This is a genomic window from Methanocalculus pumilus (assembly GCF_055382585.1).
In genome coordinates this window covers 742,306-758,458 of the sequence record NZ_AP042393.1, presented here as the reverse complement: position 1 = coordinate 758,458, position 16,153 = coordinate 742,306, and the positions used below count along the sequence as shown (strand labels likewise).

Sequence of the window (16,153 nt, the reverse complement as noted above, 5' to 3'; positions counted from 1 at the left end):
GCTCATGCCCCTGAGCGGTGCGGAGGATCTGCCCGGTGTGGATAAAGTGCGGATACAGGAGTGCGGTATAATGCTGATCTTCTACCACCCACCGCCGAGCACCCGCACCATGACCGCCACGACCCCGCCCACGAGGTCGCCTGCACCGGCGCTGATCCGCTTCATCCGCTGTTCCTCGCCGATCTTCGTGTGCCGCCAGCCCTCGATCGCTCGCAGACGATTCTCGTGATCACCGGCCTGCTCCTTCATCTCCACAAGCGTCCTGCAGATCCACTTCACGTAGGCAGCGTAAACATTTAACTCAATTATTTGCATAGGTCAATAATACTATTTCACTCCCTTTGAATTGATTTGGTGTTGAAGATATTTTATTTGACTCGACATATGATTGATTTATATCTCAACAGACCCTTAGTGGATGCTTAATTGGGTATTTAATTCCGAAAGAAAGGAAGGATTCAACCTCTTCGTCCTTCTGGATCAGATCACAAGCTACTCCCCGGTTCGTCCGCCTGTAATCGCAGGCATAATAAACCGGAAATACTCTTTTGTGAACTTTTCATTGCTGAATCCCTCTGCTGCAATCACTTTTATATGAAAATGCATGGGAACACCCCATCATTTTCATCTTGTATGCCTGTTGCCCTCGATGGCATCATGAATGTTTTTTCCATTTATCCTCCAGTGATAGGGTTCCTGTGAACGAGATCATCAGGTACATCGAGATGAGGAAATGATCGATATCGGATCGAATTGTTCCATCATCGATCCCCTCGCAGCGCTGGGTAGATGTGGTAGGCAAGCTCCTTAAGCTGGGTTTCGCGGTAGTTGAAGAGTTCTGGAATGTAATCGTTCTCAAAGACGTTGATATCCGAAAGAACGCTGATCGGAGTGGAGGAACTGCGTTACCATGCAAGGATCGTCGCGTTCCGCATATTTAGAAAAGGATCCCGCGCATGGTGAAAGTGAACGATAGAAGGGCATCGAGCATGTGGAGCTGCCGGGACCCCTCCCTCACGGACATTGGACCGGAACAGAGCGAGCGGCGCCGTGTGGCACCGGCTTTTGGCCACCCAAAACCCGTAGCAGACCTTCGCAGGAATCCATCATCTTAATATATTGATTAATCCAAGGTTCTCATATGACCTACGCCAAGAGGGTCGACTTATATAGGCAGATCGAGGAGGATCGCGGGCGGCCACTCATCACATACGTTACCAGCTCGAGGCCAAATGCCGAAGGAGTTATTGCTTCTGATGTAATACCGGAATTCTGCCGGCAGATCCTCGAGATCCCGGAGGATGAGAGAAAGATCGATCTCCTTATCGTCAGTAGAGGAGGCGATCCAATTGTTTCGTGGCGAATTATTAGCCTGCTGCGTGAACGATTTGATGAAGTTGGCGTTCTGATACCATATGAAGCGTACAGCGCAGCGACGCTTCTAGCCCTCGGTGCTAACGAAATAGTCATGCACCCGTTTTCCAACCTTGGGCCTGTCGATCCTCAATTGCACATTGTTAAAAATATAGAAGGAAAGCAGGAAAAACTCGAATTTGCCGCAGAAGACCTGGCACACTTTCTGGATTTTGTCAGTACAGATGTAGGCATCTCGGATCAGGAGCAGAAAGAGCGCGCTTTTGAACTGGTCGCAAAAGAAGTAGGGGCGATCCCCATCGGAGCCGCCAAGCGAAGCTCGAATCTCGCTCTCTCGCTCGGTACGAAACTTCTCGGTCTCCATATGGCTGACCACAACAAGGTGAAGGCAATATCTGAAGCACTCAACAAATCCTTCTACCATCACGGTTATCCAGTAGGGAGAAAAGAAGCAAAACAAATTGGTCTCAATGTCATCGATGCACCTCCGAGCCTTGAAAAGCTAATGTGGAGGGTATGGGAGAACATGGAGGAGGAAATGAAATGCAAGGAGACATTTAACCCGTTTGACATAGTTATGATGGATCCTTGTCTTTCTCAAGCCATTGGGTCGGTTCAACAACTGCAACTACCGGCAAATACTCCTCCACAATTTTTGCCCCAAATATTCCAGCAACATTTCCAGCAGATCCAGCTCTTAACGCTCCCATCCGTTAACTACGAACTCCTCCAGGCAACTGTCGAAAGCACCCGCCTGCGGAGTGAGTACCGGTCAATGAGAGCGATCAGCGCCGTCCGCATGCCTGACCTGAACATTAATATCAACGTAACACCAATGACTCCTGGTTGGAAAACGATAGCCGTATAGAGGAGGTGCGAGAGATGTATTCACGGATAACAAGTTCAGATAATGAGAAGGGGCTCTTAAAACCCGTTGGCCCGTATCGCTATCACTCCTCGGGCAATTCAGTCTCTTCAATGCAGAGTTCAGGGACTTTTGGCCTTATTGGTAACTTCACCATCGCGCCTCTAATCCAGTGCCCCGTTCCAGAGGCGCGGGAAGAGATGCCGCAACCCTCGAAGGACGATGATTTCAGGATGCTCATGCATCGGCACAAAAAGACCCTCGAGCTCCTGGCAGAATAAATCACGGACTTTTTTTCGCAACCGAACAGAGCCAGACTCTGGCATCTTCCCGTGTCTTTCTGCCTTCGGCAACGTCCCGCACGAAACGGTCATTCTCCTCGTCGGAGCTTGTGAGGGTATATCGCTCCGGTGTTCGGAGGAGGATGAGAGCGGCGAGCAGAAACGCAACCCGTTTATTCCCCTGGACGAAGGCATGCCCCGTTGCAAGCCCGTGCAGCACGAACGCGGCTCGCTCAAACGGGTCGGGGAAGTTGTTGCTGAACGTCACGGTAAAGTCGAGGTTCCCGGGGTTGAGCAGCAGCCCTTCGAGCCCCCGATCCTCCTCGAGGTCGCTTGCCAAGATGATCTCGATCTGATAGCCGATCACCTCCTCTATTGTGAACTCTTCCATTGCCGATCTCCCGCTCCTCCGTCAGCCGCCGGAATAGTGAAGTATTGATGCTATCGGGGAAAAAAGGTTCTCACGCGCGACGTTGCGTGCCGATATGAGGCGGCGGATACCGCCGGAAAGCTCTTACCGCCCACGAGGCCGCCGATCTTGAAATCATCCGCTATTACTACGAACGCTTCAGAGAGCGCTATCCCGATGAGAGCGGGCGTTACCGTGATGCGATGTATATCCGGTACGTTCAGGGCACAACTGCAATTGAAGGCAACACAATCACCCTCAGGGAAGCAGAGGAGCTACTGGAACATGACATCTCACCCGCCGGAAAGAAGATGGAGGAGATATATGAGATCCTTAACTTCATCGCACTCAGAAGGTACCTTGAGGACCATTCCGGCGACATCACGGAGATGCTTATTAAAAAAATCCATGAGCTGCTCCTCCGCGGAATTCTCCATAGTCCCGGAGAGTACCGGAATATCCAGGTGGGAATTGAGAAGGCGGCATTTGAACCACCTCCGGCAATTCTTGTCCCTGATGAGATGAAGAGGCTCATCACATGGTACAGGAAGAACCGGAAAACACTCGCACCATTTGAACTCACCATACTCTTCCATGCACAGTTTGAGATGATTCACCCCTTCGTTGAGGGGAATGGACGGGTGGGCAGGGCACTCGCAAACGCCATCCTTGAGCGGGGCGGATATCCGACACTCTACCTCGGGCCTGAGCACCGTTCTGCGTACCTGGATGCACTCGCAGAGGCAGATGAAGGTAACAGCAGGGCAATTGTTCAGAAACTCCATGCAATCTACTGCGATCAACACGGATCAATTTCCGAGGGGATGAAGCAACAGCAGTCTCAGGAAGGCTATCTGAAGAGGGAGCCATACGCAGGCGTTATAAAAGCCTTCAGAAAACTGAAGATGACCACCTGACACTCTCACTCCACCCGCAATATTTATCCTTCTCCTTCCCGAATGGAGTTATGAGGAACCAAAATGGACTTTTCCGAATGCGTGAAATTCGCTAATGAGAACCCGGTGACCTATATCGCCACCATGGACGGGGACCAGCCACGGGTCCGGGCATTTGCGATGTGGTTTGCCGATGAGACAGGATTCTACTACCATACGAGTATTGGAAAGAACGTCTGGAAACAGCTCACAAAGAACTCCAAAGTCGAACTCTGCTTCTTTGCCCCTGGTGACGGTGCCGGAAAGATGATGCGGGTTGCGGGATCAATCGAGCCGGTGAGCGATATCACGCTCAGAAAAAAGCTGCTCAGCGACCGCCCCTGGCTGCTTGATATCGGAATCACCGGGCCAGCCGATCCAAAACTTGTCGTCTTCAGGATCTCCCGTGGCGAGGCGTACTTCTGGACCATGGAATATAATATGCGGGAAGCAGAAGCACCACGGGTAACCTTCTGAGCTGATCGTTTGGGGCTGGCAGGGTTTGAGCAGACAACGTGAAAAAGGGTGAATACCAGACCAGAATCTTTTCCAGTACTGTTTACCAGTACTTTTTATACCTCCTTCCTTCCTATACCCTTCATAAGGAGAGCTTATGGCAACCGCACCTTCTGTTCAGGCACTGAAGCTGAATTTTACGATCCCGATCGCCCCCGGCGTGACACTTGAACGGTTCGTCTACTGTTATCTGATCTTTGGAGAGACGATCACCCTGATCGACTCAGGCGTTGCCGGATGCGGAACCGAGATCTTCGAGGCGATCAGGGCAGCCGGCCGCGATCCCCGTGAGATCGGGGAGATCATCCTGACCCATGCCCACCCTGACCATATGGGAGGGGTATGGGCGATCCAGCGTGCAACCGGCTGCAGAATCGCGGCGCACCCGGCGGATCGTACCTGGATAGAGGATCTTGATCTCCAGAACAGGGAGCGGCAGGTGCCCGGCTTCGAGTCGCTGATCAGCGGCCCCATCTCTGTTGACCGGGAACTTGAAGATGGCGACAGAATCACCCCGGATACATCCGGAGACGGTATGACGGAATTAACAGTGATCCATACGCCGGGCCACTCGCCGGGATCCATCTCGCTCTTCATGGAGGATACCGGCATCCTCTTTTCTGGCGATTCCATACCTGTGCAGGGCGGATTCCCAATCTATGACGATCCAAAAGCATCAGTTGCATCCATCAAAAGGCTTCGCGAACTCGAAGGAGTGAACATCCTCTTTTCTTCATGGGACCTTCCTGCCGAGGGATCAGATGCCTATCTCAAAATGGATATCGGGCTTGCCGTGATTCAGAGGGTGCATGCGACGGTGCTCGCATCTGTTGCTGAGGGAGCGACTGATCCGGCAGCAATCACCGATCGCACCATCTCAACCCTCAGCCTCCAGGGGCAGGCGCCCGGCCCCCTGGTCACCCGGACGATCGCCGGACACCTGAAGCTGCAGGAGATCCCAAACCTCCTCGACTGATCCGGCTTATGAGGTGACCGGATACCACGATTCCGACACCTTTCACCTCATCTTCAGGGCAGCTCTTCTGCCAGTATAAATATGGACTCTCCCCTGCTCCACCCATTGACTCCGATAGAAACTATTTTAGCCCCATAAAGGATTGAATCACTGATATACAGGGTTCACACAATATATACCAGAACTGTGGTGGATGAACCCTGTTCAATAGAAACAGATGGTGGTAGCAATGGGCACAAAAGAGATCAATATCAGTATTAAGGAGATCGAAACCGAGATAGGGAATATCAAAGATCTCAGGTTTTCTGTTGGCAGGCTCGCACAGGAGACCTGGGATGAACCGCAGGGGCCGACGCCGTTTCCGTCGATGTCCACCCTCAGGAACTGGGATCTGACCCTCCTGAATCGATACAAACCGTTTTACCTCCCATTCTGCGATCTCTGCTGCCTCTGTACCTTCGGCAAATGCGACCTCACCGGAGACAAGAAAGGTGCATGCGGCATCACGATGCCGGGGCAGCAATCCAGAATCGTCCTTCTTGCCGCATGTATCGGAACAGCAACCCATACAAGCCATGCGCGTGAACTGGTCACCCACCTGATCGAGGAGTTCGGTGCAGATACCCCCCTCGATCCCGGCGGCCTCAACATCAAGGTCGAGGCGCCGATCACACGCCTCGTCTGCGGCATGAAGCCGGAGACGCTTGGCGATCTGGAGACGGTGCTCGATTACTCGGAGCAGCAGATCACACAGCTCCTCGCCTGCACCCATACCGGGCAGGAGGGCAACCCCCTTGACCTTGAATCAAAAGTCATGCACACCGGCATGATCGACCATCTCTCAATGGAGGTTGCAGATATTGCCCAGGTCTCCGCATACAATCTCCCCAAAGCCGATCCGAATGCACCCCTTGTCGACATTGGGTTTGGCTCGGTTGACACCACAAAGCCGGTGATCCTGGTCATCGGCCATAATGTCCCCCCATCTGTTGAGATCATGGACTATATGCAGGATAACGATCTGACAGGCGATATCGAGGTGACCGGGATCTGCTGCACCGGGATCGATATGACCCGGTACTCTCCGAAGGCAAAGATCATCGGCCCGATATCCTGGCAGATCCGGTATATCAGGAGTGGCATTCCCGATATCATCGTCGTTGACGAGCAATGTATCAGAACCGATGTACTGGATGAGGCCCGTGCCCTGAAGATCCCGGTGATCGCAACAAGCGAGAAGAACTGCCTCGGACTCGCTGACAGAACAGGAGATCCGCCTGAAGAGATCATCGAAGACCTTGTGAGCGGAACGATCGAGGGCGCCTTAATCCTCAACCCTGAAAAAGTCGGGGTTGTTGCCGTCAGGACTGCGATGCAGATAGCACCGAAGCGGAAGAAGAACAAGAAAGGCATATTCCTCTCACCAGGAGAAGCACTGGAGATGGCAAAGGAATGCACCCAGTGCAGGGAATGCCGGCGTGCCTGCCCAAATGACATGCATATCCCCGATGCGATAAAGGCCTTCAGCCGCGGCGAACCTGCAATGCTGACCGGGATCTATGAATCATGTGTCGGGTGTATCAGGTGTGAATCGGCATGCCCCCAGGATCTCCCGATCCACTCGCTAATCATAGCAGCAGGGGAAGATACGCTCAGAAATGAATCCTTCAAGCTCCGGGCAGGGCGGGGTGCGATCCAGGATATCGAGATCCGGCAGGTCGGCGGGCCGATCGTCCTCGGCGAGATCCCGGGGATCGTCGCATTCGTCGGGTGTGCGAACTATCCAAAAGGCGGTAATGAACTTGCCGAGATGGCGATAGAATTTGCAAACCGGCGTTTCATCGTCTGCACCTCCGGTTGTGCCGCGATGACGATCGGCATGCACCGGGATGAGGACGGGAGATCGCCATATGAAGTGTATCCGGGCACCTTCGAGGCGGGGGCAATCGTGAATGTCGGCTCCTGTGTCGCGAATGCACATATCGCCGGTGCTGCAATCAAGATTGCGAGCATCTTCGCCCGCAGGAACCTCCGTGGCAACTACGAGGAGATCGCAGATTATGTCTATAACCGGGTCGGTGCCGTCGGGGTTGCCTGGGGTGCGATGTCACAGAAGGCCGCATCGATTGCAGCCGGGTTCTGGCGGCTCGGGATACCGGTGATCGTCGGACCCCATGGCACGAAGTACCGGAGGATGCTCCTCGGAAGAGCAGATCATGATGAAGACTGGTATGTCGATGATACACGGACCGGTGGGAAGGTGTATGTGGGACCGGTTCCAGAACACCTCTTCATCTCGGTTGAGACGAAGGAGGAGGCGATGGTGATGATCGCCAAGCTCTCGATGCGGCCAAATGACACCTCTCGCGGACGGGCGCTGAAGCTGACACATTATATCGATCTCCACCGCCGCCTCCTGGGAACCATGCCAACAGACATCCATCGGTTCGTCAGGATGGAGGCGGATATCCCGATCACCATGAAGGAGGATATCGTCGCCATCCTCAAAGAGAAAGAGTGGAAGGAGACGGTGATCCCCGATCCCACCCTCATTCCAACGAAGGAGGGTGCCCAATGAGCCAGGAAGCATGGCTGACCGCCGAGGTGGCCGGCCCGAAGAAAGCCTCCCTGATCACGAAGCCCGAGATTGCTGATGCGATGATCAGGCGGGCAAAAAGGCCGATATTCGTCGTTGGGAGCATTGCGGCTGAGATCGATCTTGAAGAGAAGAAGCTGATCGATTATGTCATTGCAATGGCAAAACGATACGAAATTCAGGTGGTCGCAACCGGCAATACAAACAACGAGTTCCTGAAACGGGGTTTCACCCCGGATGCGGTGATGCCCGCAGTCGATATCGGAAACCGGCTCACCGATCCAGAATGGCAGGGGGTTGATGGGAAAGGGCCGCACGACCTTGCCATCTTCGTCGGCCTCCCCTACCAGATGGGCTGGACTATCCTCTCGGGGCTGAAGAATTTCGCCCCGAACCTGAAGACGATCAGCCTTGACAATGTCTACCAGCCAAATGCCAGGTGGTCATTCTCGAATATCTCGATTAAAGCATGGATCATGAACCTTGAGGCAATTCTCGGGAACAGGGAGGACTAAGCAATGTTCGAAGATATTCCTGTTGATGTCGGGCTTGTCCATGAGGGGGAGCGGATCAGAAAGAGCGACATGCAGTTTGAACTCGGCGGCCCGAAAGTCGCAGAGAAGTTCGAGCTCGTCAGGCTAAAACCGGCAGAGGAGATCGAATCCGGGGCCATCCATATCATCGGTCCTGATATCCCCGACCTCGAAGAGGGGAAGAGCCATCCGTTTGGGATCTTAATCGAGATCGCAGGACCTGAGCTTGAGGAGAACCTGGAAGGGGTGATCGAGCGGCGTATCCATGAATACTCGAACTATATCGAAGGCTTCATGCATCTCAACCAGCGGTACGATATCTGGATCCGCCTCTCAAAAAAATCCTTTAAGAAAGGGCTCAATTCATTCCGGTTCATCGGAATGGCGATGCAGGAGCTCTTCAGGAACGAGCTGCCGATCATACAGGAGATCCAGATCACTTTCATCACCGATCCCGAAAAGATAGGGGCTCTGTACACCGAGGCACTGGCCATCTATGAGGCACGGGATGCACGGGCACGCGGACTCTCTGACGAGGATGTGGATGTCTTCTATGGCTGTGCACTCTGCCAGTCCTTTGCACCAACCCATGTCTGTGTCGTCACCCCACAGCGGTATGCAAACTGCGGGGCGATCAGCTGGTTCGATGGGCGGGCTGCTGCCAGGATCGATCCGAAGGGGCCGATCTTCCCGATCGAGAAAGGAGAGTGTCTCGACCCTGAGGCAGGCGAGTACACCGGAGTAAATGAAAGTGCCCAGAAGCGATCGATGGGCGAGGTGGAGAGAATCCAGCTCTATTCGGGTTTCGGCTACCCCCATACCTCCTGCGGATGCTTCGAGGCGATCGCCTTCTATATTCCTGAGGTGGAAGGATACGGTATCGTTCACCGGGGCTTCCGCGATCTCGCCGTAAACGGCCTTCCCTTCTCGACAATGGCAGACTCAACAGCTGGCGGGCGTCAGATCGACGGCTTCCACGGAATCTCGATCGAATACATGCGTTCACGGAAATTCCTCCAGGCAGATGGCGGATATGAGGCGGTTGTCTGGATACCTGAAGAGATCAAGGAGCGGTTGAAGGAGTATATTCCCGAGTCTGTCTTTGGTGCGATCGCAACCGAGAAGGATGCCACCACCATTGATGAGCTGAAAGCCTTCCTGAGTAGGCAGAATCACCCGGTTGTCACGCGATGGGTTGAGGTTGCCGAAGAGGGAGAAGAGGCGGCGGTGGTCACCGCAGGCGAACTCCCGATCACCACCGGTGGGTTCAGGATTCTCCTCAAGAATGCCCGTATCTATGCCGACAAGGTGATCATCCAGCCTGTGCAGCCCAAAAAACCCGGACGGGGGGAGAATCAATGACGAAGAAGAACCAGATTCATGCAGATTCCGTGCTCGGTGAGCGGCTGCTCTCGCTCCTCTCGGGGGTGGAGCAGGTCGAGTTCGAGAACTTCAAGATGGAGATAGGCGATCTTGAGCTCTTTATCCCGGTTGGTATCGGGGAGGTCCCCGGAGTCGCCCTACCGGAAGATCCGAGGCGGCCGACTGAACTGTTCCGGGAGGGTTTCAGCCCGGTGGCGGAGAGCTATCCCGGCTCGATCCGGGAGGTGACCCTCGGTGCAACGAAGAAAGACGGGGGCAGCAGGGGGAGCACCATCACTATCGGCGGATCCACTACACCCGCATTCTCAAATCCCTCTATTCCCCCGAAGAACCGGACTGCGATCTCAATGGATGTCTTTGACATGGATGTCGCATTGCCGAAAACCCTGAAGGCCGCTGTTCTTGATGTGATGGACGATCCTGCAGAGTGGGCACGGATGAATGTGAACACCTTCGGTGCAGATTGTGTAACGGTGCACCTGATGAGCACCGATCCCCTCATCCAGGATCGATCGCCACAGCAGGCGGCAAACACTGTTGAAGAGGTGCTCCAGGCAGTGGATGTTCCGCTTATTATTGGCGGATGCGGAGATCCGAAGAAGGATGCCGTCGTCTTCACCGAGGTTGCCGAACGAACCGCTGGCGAGCGGCTGCTCTTAAACTCCGTCACCCTCGATATGGCCGAGGCAAAGACCCTTGAAGGGGTGGCAAAAGCCGCACATGATAACGGCCATCTGCTCCTTGCCTTCACCGGACTTGAGCTGAATAGTGCGAAAGAACTGAACCGGCGGCTCTATGAATACCTGCCTCCTGAAGAGATCGTGATGGATCTGACAACTGTTGCACTCGGATACGGGCTTGAGTACTCTTTCACCATCCATGAACGTGCACGCCATGCTGCACTGATGGGGGATACTGAACTCCAGCACCCGACGATCTCAGCATCCACCAATGCCTGGGCGGCACGGGAGGCATGGATGACGATGGAGCCGGAGTACAGCCCTAAAGAGATCCGGGGGCCGATATGGGAGACAGTCAATTCCCTCACCCTCCTCCTTGCGGGAGTGGATATCTTCATGATGATGCATCCCTCAGCCGTCCGGACGATGCAGGATGTCAGATCATGGATGATGCAGCAGGATATCGCGGTTCCGCAGGCACCCGACTGGGTGAGAACGAGGTGCTAGGGAGGTGAAAGATATGGCCAATACAAATGTAAAGAAGAGCATCAAGGAGATCAGCCCGATCGATGTCTATAAGCTCCTTCCAAAGACAAACTGCGGCGAATGCGGCGAAGCAAACTGCATGGCATTCGCAACAAAACTGGTCAATGGCGAGTATACCATCCCGGACTGCCCACCGCTTACAACAGAACAGTATACAGACCTCCTGCATGATCTGGGCGGGCTTCTTGCTCCCCCCGTAAAGGAGGTAACAATCGGAACCGGCGATCATGCAATTCTCATCGGGGGAAAACATGTCCTCTACCGGCATGACTTCACCTACCACAACCCGACCCCGGTTATCATCGATATTGATGACAGCATGCAGAAAGAAGACATCCTGAAGCGCATCAAAGCAATCGAGGGGTTCAGCTACCAGTACATCGGGCGGGATCTCCGGCTGGACGGGATCGCGATCCGGTCTGTATCCGGCGATCCTGAAGCCTTCAGGGAAGCGGTGAATACGGCGGTTGGTGCCACCACATATCCTTTGATCCTCTGCTCCCTCGATCCGGCGGTGATGGAGGCGGGGCTTGCAGTGGCGGGTGATCGCCGACCGCTCATTTACGCGGCGACTGAGGAGAACTGGGAGGAGATGGCCGACCTCGCCCTCCGGTATGATGCCCCCCTTGTTGCATCCGCACCAGGCGATATCGCCCTTCTCAGGAGCCTTGTCAAGACCCTGACAGCATGCGGCATTACTGATCTTGTCCTCGATCCCGGCACCTTTCCAGATGAAGGGTTTGCCGGGACCATCTACACATTCACGCAGCTCAGGAGGGCGGCATTAATCGCCCATGACGAACTCGCCGGTTTCCCGCTCCTCGGCACCCCGATTGCCGCCTGGGCGGGGGAAGAACTCGCAAAGGAGGCGGTGCAGTGGAAGGAGACGTACATGGCGGCGATGCTCATCTCCCGGTATGCGGATCTCCTCATCATGCACAGCATGGAGGCATGGAACATCCTCCCCCAGCTGATCTGGCGGTTCAACATCTATACCGACCCCCGGAAACCGGTATCGGTCGAACCCGGGGTCAGATCATTTGGGAACCCGAACAGAAACTCTCCCCTCCTGATCACCACAAACTATGCCCTTACCTTCTTTACAGTGGAGGCTGACATCAAGTCCGCCCATCTTGACTGCCACTTGATTGTCGTTGATACGAGCGGGATCAGTGTCGAGAGTGCAGTTGCCGGGAGGTACCTCACCTCAGACGTAATGGCAGAGGCGCTGAAGATCAACGAGGCTGATAGAATCGTCGATCACCACACCCTGATCATCCCCGGCCTCGCAGCACGCCTCTCCGGCGAGACTGAGGAGGTGAGCGGATGGCGGGTGCTGGTTGGCCCGAAGGACTCATCCGGCCTGAAACGTTTTATCGAGGAATACTGGCCGCCGAAGGACGAAGAATGAAAGAGGAGTGCAGGGTAATCTTCCACCCCCTGAATACGGTCGTCTCCGTTCCTCAGGGGACGAACCTCCTTGCCGCACTCAGGAATGCACACATCCAGATCGAGAGCATCTGCGGTGGCAAAGGGGAGTGTGGAAAATGCAGGGTGATCATCGAATCCGGTGATTTCAGGGAGAAGAGGCTCACCCAGAAGAACCATCTGACGGTAGCAGAACGGGAACGGGGATACCGCCTCGCCTGTGAGATCTTCATCTCCGGGAACATGGAGGTGACGATCCCAATTGAGAGCCGGATTGAGCGGCCGCAGATCCTCTGCGGGATCGCCGGTGAATGCGACTGCGGCGGGATGGACCCGTCTGTCAGGATGTATCCGCTTGATATCAGATCCAATCCACTCCTTCCCCACGCGGGGACATCAATCCGCCTGAGAGAGTATTCAGGGAAAAGACCTGCCATCAGCGATTCTGTGTACCGGAAGATACAGGAATCGGATACCGGGCTTGTGGCCATTCTGACCGAAACAAACGGCTATCCCGAGGTGATCGATGCCATACCGAAAGAGAAGGCAGGCCCGCCCCTCGGAATCGCCCTCGATCTTGGAACGACAACGATCGCCTGTGCACTCGTCGATCTGGATTCAGGGCTTGTGATTGCTGAGGAGACGACCATGAACAGACAGATCACCTATGGGGAAGAGGTGATCACCAGGATCGCCTTTGCCATGAAGGGTGACGGACTCCGGCTCCTCCAGCAGGCGGCAGCTGAGAGTATCAATAGTGCTATTCAGCGTGTTGTGGAGACTGCCCAGGTGGACCCGCTCGATCTGATGGAGATTGCTGTTTCGAGCAATACCGTGATGAACCACCTCCTCACCGGCACCGATCCGGGATACCTCGAGCTGGCAGATGCCGATGTTCCCCGGAAACCGTTTGTCAGGAAGGCAGCATCACTTGGGATCAATATCCATCCTGAAGCCTACTGCTTCTGCCTCCCGAATGTGAGCCGCTTTGTGGGGGGCGATGCGGTATCGGGGGTGCTCTCCTCAGGACTCCATTGCGGATCAGAGATCTCCCTCTTCATCGATCTCGGCACAAACGGTGAGATCGTGATGGGCAACAAGGACTGGATCGCCTCAATCTCCTGTGCATCAGGCCCCGCATTCGAGGGGGCCGGGATCAGCTCCGGGATGCGGGCGATGCACGGTGCAATCGAGAAGGTGGCGATCGATCCGGAGACTGGCGAGGCACACTGCATGGTGATCGGGGGTGGGAAGCCACGCGGCATCTGCGGTTCAGGGCTGATCGATTGTGTCACCGGGATGTTTAGAGCAGGTATCATCGACTTCAAGGGCATCCTCACCGCCCATCCTCTCGTCAGGGAGGGGCAGAATGGCCCTGAATACGTGGTTGTAAAAGCAGAGGATGCTGCAACCGAGGGAGATATTGTCATCACAAGTGCGGACATGGACTATTTCATGGACTCAAAAGCCGCCCTCTGCGGAGGGATCGGTGTGCTCCTGAAGAAGTACCGGATGAAAGTAACGGATATCAGGCATATCTTCCTTGCAGGAGCATTTGGGGCGTTTGTGGATATTCACAATGCCGTTACATTTGGGATCATCCCATACTTTCCCAATGCAGAGGTGCACCCGGTCGGAAACACTTCACTGAAAGGAGCATATGCGGCACTGGTATCGAAAACCAAGCGGAGGGAGGCGGAGAAGATTGCCGGTACCATGGTCTATATCGATCTCCTCGTTGATGTTGACTTTATCGAGGAGTATACAGCCGCCCTCTTTATTCCGGGGAAGGAGGAATATTTTCCCGATGAAGCTTTCAGAGTTGCAGAATAGAGAATTTGGGCAGACAGCAGAATGAATCAGAATGGAAAAGGATGGTGAAACAGATATGAAGACACTGGTGACGATGGGACGGGGAGGAACAGGAAAGACGAGTTTTACGGCACTTGCGGCAAAGCACTTCATTGCAAAGGATCAGACACCGATCCTTCTTGTGGATCTCGATCCTGACCAGAACCTCGCCGAGATGGTGGGGGTCGATCTCGAGAAGGAGGGCGTGAAGACGATTGCAGATCTCATCTCAGAGACTTTTATAAAGCGGGGCGGCACCATGACGGGGATTGCCCCCACTGAACGGATCGAGAGCCGGATCTGGGAGGACGGCCTGTATGAAGGCGGTTCATTCGATCTCATCGCAGTCGGGACGAAGTGGGTGGAGGGCTGCTACTGCCTGCCAGACTCGGCACTGAAGGGAGCACTCGCAACGATTACGAAGAACTACCGGTATGTGCTGATCGACTCACCGGCGGGACTAGAGCACCTGAACCGGAAGGTGGCAAGCCAGGTTGACGATATCTTCGATATCATCGGCCCCTCGCATAAGTCATTTGAGCATGTGAAAAGGGCACACCGGATCATCAGGGAGGTGAAGATCGGGATGAACCGGTTCTTCATCGTAGTGTCATGTCAAACTTCAAAAGTCGGGTAAAGGCGAGATAGCTTCACTCGTGCATCCTCAGTCGTGAACTGCCAATTTATCCGACTATCTTTGTTATTTCGGGATTCTTCCCATGCTTTAACCTCTCTCTGGACAACCTCAATACTGTCTATCCTTCGATCAAGGCACTGGCTGGTGAGAACGCTCAGCTCTATTTCTGCCATATTTAGCCAACTTCCATGTTTTGGCGTATAGACAAACTCAAACCGATCCCAGAGACTCTTGGCTATTTCGGGAGGATAGGTTTCATAGAGTGATCCCGGTCCATGTGTATTCAGATTATCCATAACCAGGGTAATTGTATCTGCATCTTCATATTGGGCAGCAATATCCCGCAGGAATTCGGCCCAATCCTGCTTGGTTCTTCGATGAGTTATTTTTACCAATCGTTTCCCGGCAAGAGGTTCACACGCGATGAAAATATTACATGTGCCACAACGGCGATACTCATAATCATGTCTGGCAGGATATCCTGGTGTACAGGGTATTGATTGTCGAGTTTCAGAAATGAGTTGTTTTGGGGATTCATCCATGCAAACAACTGGATGTTGTGAATCAAAGGGTCGCTTATACACATCCAGAACCCGTTCCATTTGAGCAACGAAATTACCGTTCTGGTTAGGAGGTATTACCCACGCCTGATTTCGCCACGGTTTGAGTTCGTTTTTTTAAAACCTGACGAACGGCTTCATGAGATATTGTGTCAACGTACTCAAGTTCAACCATTTTATCTGCCAGCAATCGAAGTGACCATCTGGAATAGCCCTCTGGCGGTTCACTGCAACTCAAAGCAATTAATCGAGCTTCGAAATCACCGTCGGTCTTTTTGTCATAGATCCTATCAGGTTTTTTCTTTGTCAGTGCCTCATCAAGACCTTCCAGAACAAATCTGCTTTTTACACGGTCGATTTTTCTCATACTGATATTCAGAACGCGAGATATTTCTTCATTTGTTGAACGCTGTGTCTGGTGCTCGCCCTCATCACATGCAAGGAGGATGAGGGCATTCAGAACTGCTTGAGATGATTGTTTACCTTTAGAGGAGAGGGCTTTAAGGGTATCACGTTCTTCCTTGGTGAGAGTCACAACATATTTTCTCATTACATATTATACTACGTTCATCATATAATAAAG

At 53.7% G+C, this 16,153-nt stretch carries 15 protein-coding genes; 12 read left to right on the top strand and 3 right to left on the bottom strand.

What is annotated here, in order from left to right; translation table 11 throughout:
• Positions 1-81: 81 nt before the first annotated feature.
• Positions 82-315 (bottom strand): hypothetical protein, encoded by a 234-nt coding sequence (locus ACZ44I_RS04085; RefSeq protein ID WP_464548513.1) that lies wholly within the window; start codon positions 313-315, stop codon positions 82-84.
• Positions 316-1,141: 826 nt separating this feature from the next.
• Between ACZ44I_RS04085 and ACZ44I_RS04080 the strand changes: the two genes are divergently transcribed.
• Both ACZ44I_RS04080 and ACZ44I_RS04075 read left to right on the top strand, forming a co-directional pair.
• The gene (locus ACZ44I_RS04080; protein ID WP_464548517.1) at positions 1,142-2,242 is read left to right on the top strand and encodes an SDH family Clp fold serine proteinase; all 1,101 of its coding nucleotides are present in this window, start codon (positions 1,142-1,144) and stop codon (positions 2,240-2,242) included.
• A gap of 14 nt (positions 2,243-2,256) precedes the next feature.
• Positions 2,257-2,520: a hypothetical protein gene (locus tag ACZ44I_RS04075; protein ID WP_464548519.1), complete on the top strand. Its 264-nt coding sequence runs from the start codon at positions 2,257-2,259 to the stop codon at positions 2,518-2,520.
• 1 nt (position 2,521) lies between these two features.
• Here the strand turns inward: ACZ44I_RS04075 and ACZ44I_RS04070 are convergent, their stop codons facing one another.
• Positions 2,522-2,911 carry a type II toxin-antitoxin system death-on-curing family toxin gene (locus ACZ44I_RS04070; protein ID WP_464548521.1) on the bottom strand — a complete coding sequence of 130 codons (390 nt, stop codon included), beginning with the start codon at positions 2,909-2,911 and terminating at the stop codon, positions 2,522-2,524.
• Positions 2,912-3,132: 221 nt separating this feature from the next.
• Between ACZ44I_RS04070 and ACZ44I_RS04065 the strand changes: the two genes are divergently transcribed.
• The 10 genes from ACZ44I_RS04065 (at position 3,133) to ACZ44I_RS04020 (ending at position 15,010) form a co-directional block, all read left to right on the top strand.
• The gene (locus ACZ44I_RS04065; protein WP_464548523.1) at positions 3,133-3,846 is read left to right on the top strand and encodes a Fic family protein; all 714 of its coding nucleotides are present in this window, start codon (positions 3,133-3,135) and stop codon (positions 3,844-3,846) included.
• 81 nt (positions 3,847-3,927) lie between these two features.
• Positions 3,928-4,341 carry a pyridoxamine 5'-phosphate oxidase family protein gene (locus ACZ44I_RS04060; RefSeq protein ID WP_464548525.1) on the top strand — a complete coding sequence of 138 codons (414 nt, stop codon included), beginning with the start codon at positions 3,928-3,930 and terminating at the stop codon, positions 4,339-4,341.
• 136 nt (positions 4,342-4,477) lie between these two features.
• A complete protein-coding gene (locus ACZ44I_RS04055; RefSeq protein WP_464548527.1) occupies positions 4,478-5,356 on the top strand; it encodes an MBL fold metallo-hydrolase in 879 nt (292 codons plus the stop codon).
• A 229-nt stretch (positions 5,357-5,585) separates the two neighbouring features.
• Complete coding sequence (cdhA, locus tag ACZ44I_RS04050) at positions 5,586-7,934, top strand: CO dehydrogenase/acetyl-CoA synthase complex subunit alpha (protein ID WP_464576588.1); 2,349 nt, start codon at positions 5,586-5,588, stop codon at positions 7,932-7,934.
• Entirely contained in the window at positions 7,931-8,467 is a 537-nt protein-coding gene (gene cdhB, locus ACZ44I_RS04045) for a CO dehydrogenase/acetyl-CoA synthase complex subunit epsilon (RefSeq protein WP_464548530.1), read from the top strand. The genes cdhA and cdhB overlap by 4 nt, the downstream gene beginning before the upstream one ends.
• Before the next feature lie 3 nt (positions 8,468-8,470).
• Positions 8,471-9,847 (top strand): CO dehydrogenase/CO-methylating acetyl-CoA synthase complex subunit beta, encoded by a 1,377-nt coding sequence (gene cdhC, locus ACZ44I_RS04040; protein ID WP_464548532.1) that lies wholly within the window; start codon positions 8,471-8,473, stop codon positions 9,845-9,847.
• Positions 9,844-11,055, top strand: coding sequence for a CO dehydrogenase/acetyl-CoA synthase subunit delta (cdhD, locus tag ACZ44I_RS04035; RefSeq protein WP_464548534.1), 1,212 nt, complete (start codon positions 9,844-9,846; stop codon positions 11,053-11,055). The genes cdhC and cdhD overlap by 4 nt, the downstream gene beginning before the upstream one ends.
• 13 nt (positions 11,056-11,068) lie before the next feature.
• On the top strand, positions 11,069-12,505 hold the full coding sequence (acsC, locus tag ACZ44I_RS04030; protein WP_464548535.1) for an acetyl-CoA decarbonylase/synthase complex subunit gamma: 1,437 nt from the start codon (positions 11,069-11,071) through the stop codon (positions 12,503-12,505).
• On the top strand, positions 12,502-14,355 hold the full coding sequence (locus ACZ44I_RS04025; RefSeq protein WP_464548537.1) for an ASKHA domain-containing protein: 1,854 nt from the start codon (positions 12,502-12,504) through the stop codon (positions 14,353-14,355). The genes acsC and ACZ44I_RS04025 overlap by 4 nt, the downstream gene beginning before the upstream one ends.
• 55 nt (positions 14,356-14,410) lie before the next feature.
• Positions 14,411-15,010 carry an AAA family ATPase gene (locus ACZ44I_RS04020; protein ID WP_464548539.1) on the top strand — a complete coding sequence of 200 codons (600 nt, stop codon included), beginning with the start codon at positions 14,411-14,413 and terminating at the stop codon, positions 15,008-15,010.
• Here ACZ44I_RS04020 and ACZ44I_RS04015 read toward each other — a convergent pair.
• A protein-coding gene (locus tag ACZ44I_RS04015; RefSeq protein WP_464548541.1) for an IS630 family transposase occupies positions 14,989-16,120 on the bottom strand; the annotation gives its coding sequence in 2 pieces (ribosomal slippage) (positions 14,989-15,688 and positions 15,687-16,120; 1,134 coding nt in all). The genes ACZ44I_RS04020 and ACZ44I_RS04015 overlap by 22 nt on opposite strands.
• Between the last annotated feature and the right edge of the window lie 33 nt (positions 16,121-16,153).

Bases quoted from the DNA above. Each gene is read 5' to 3' on its own strand.
- ACZ44I_RS04085 (WP_464548513.1), bottom strand. From the start codon at position 315: ATGCAAATAATTGAGTTAAATGTTTACGCTGCCTACGTGAAGTGGATC.
- ACZ44I_RS04080 (WP_464548517.1), top strand. From the start codon at position 1,142: ATGACCTACGCCAAGAGGGTCGACTTATATAGGCAGATCGAGGAGGAT.
- ACZ44I_RS04075 (WP_464548519.1), top strand. From the start codon at position 2,257: ATGTATTCACGGATAACAAGTTCAGATAATGAGAAGGGGCTCTTAAAA.
- ACZ44I_RS04070 (WP_464548521.1), bottom strand. From the start codon at position 2,911: ATGGAAGAGTTCACAATAGAGGAGGTGATCGGCTATCAGATCGAGATC.
- ACZ44I_RS04065 (WP_464548523.1), top strand. From the start codon at position 3,133: ATGTATATCCGGTACGTTCAGGGCACAACTGCAATTGAAGGCAACACA.
- ACZ44I_RS04055 (WP_464548527.1), top strand. From the start codon at position 4,478: ATGGCAACCGCACCTTCTGTTCAGGCACTGAAGCTGAATTTTACGATC.
- cdhA (WP_464576588.1), top strand. From the start codon at position 5,586: ATGGGCACAAAAGAGATCAATATCAGTATTAAGGAGATCGAAACCGAG.
- cdhB (WP_464548530.1), top strand. From the start codon at position 7,931: ATGAGCCAGGAAGCATGGCTGACCGCCGAGGTGGCCGGCCCGAAGAAA.
- cdhC (WP_464548532.1), top strand. From the start codon at position 8,471: ATGTTCGAAGATATTCCTGTTGATGTCGGGCTTGTCCATGAGGGGGAG.
- cdhD (WP_464548534.1), top strand. From the start codon at position 9,844: ATGACGAAGAAGAACCAGATTCATGCAGATTCCGTGCTCGGTGAGCGG.
- acsC (WP_464548535.1), top strand. From the start codon at position 11,069: ATGGCCAATACAAATGTAAAGAAGAGCATCAAGGAGATCAGCCCGATC.
- ACZ44I_RS04025 (WP_464548537.1), top strand. From the start codon at position 12,502: ATGAAAGAGGAGTGCAGGGTAATCTTCCACCCCCTGAATACGGTCGTC.
- ACZ44I_RS04020 (WP_464548539.1), top strand. From the start codon at position 14,411: ATGAAGACACTGGTGACGATGGGACGGGGAGGAACAGGAAAGACGAGT.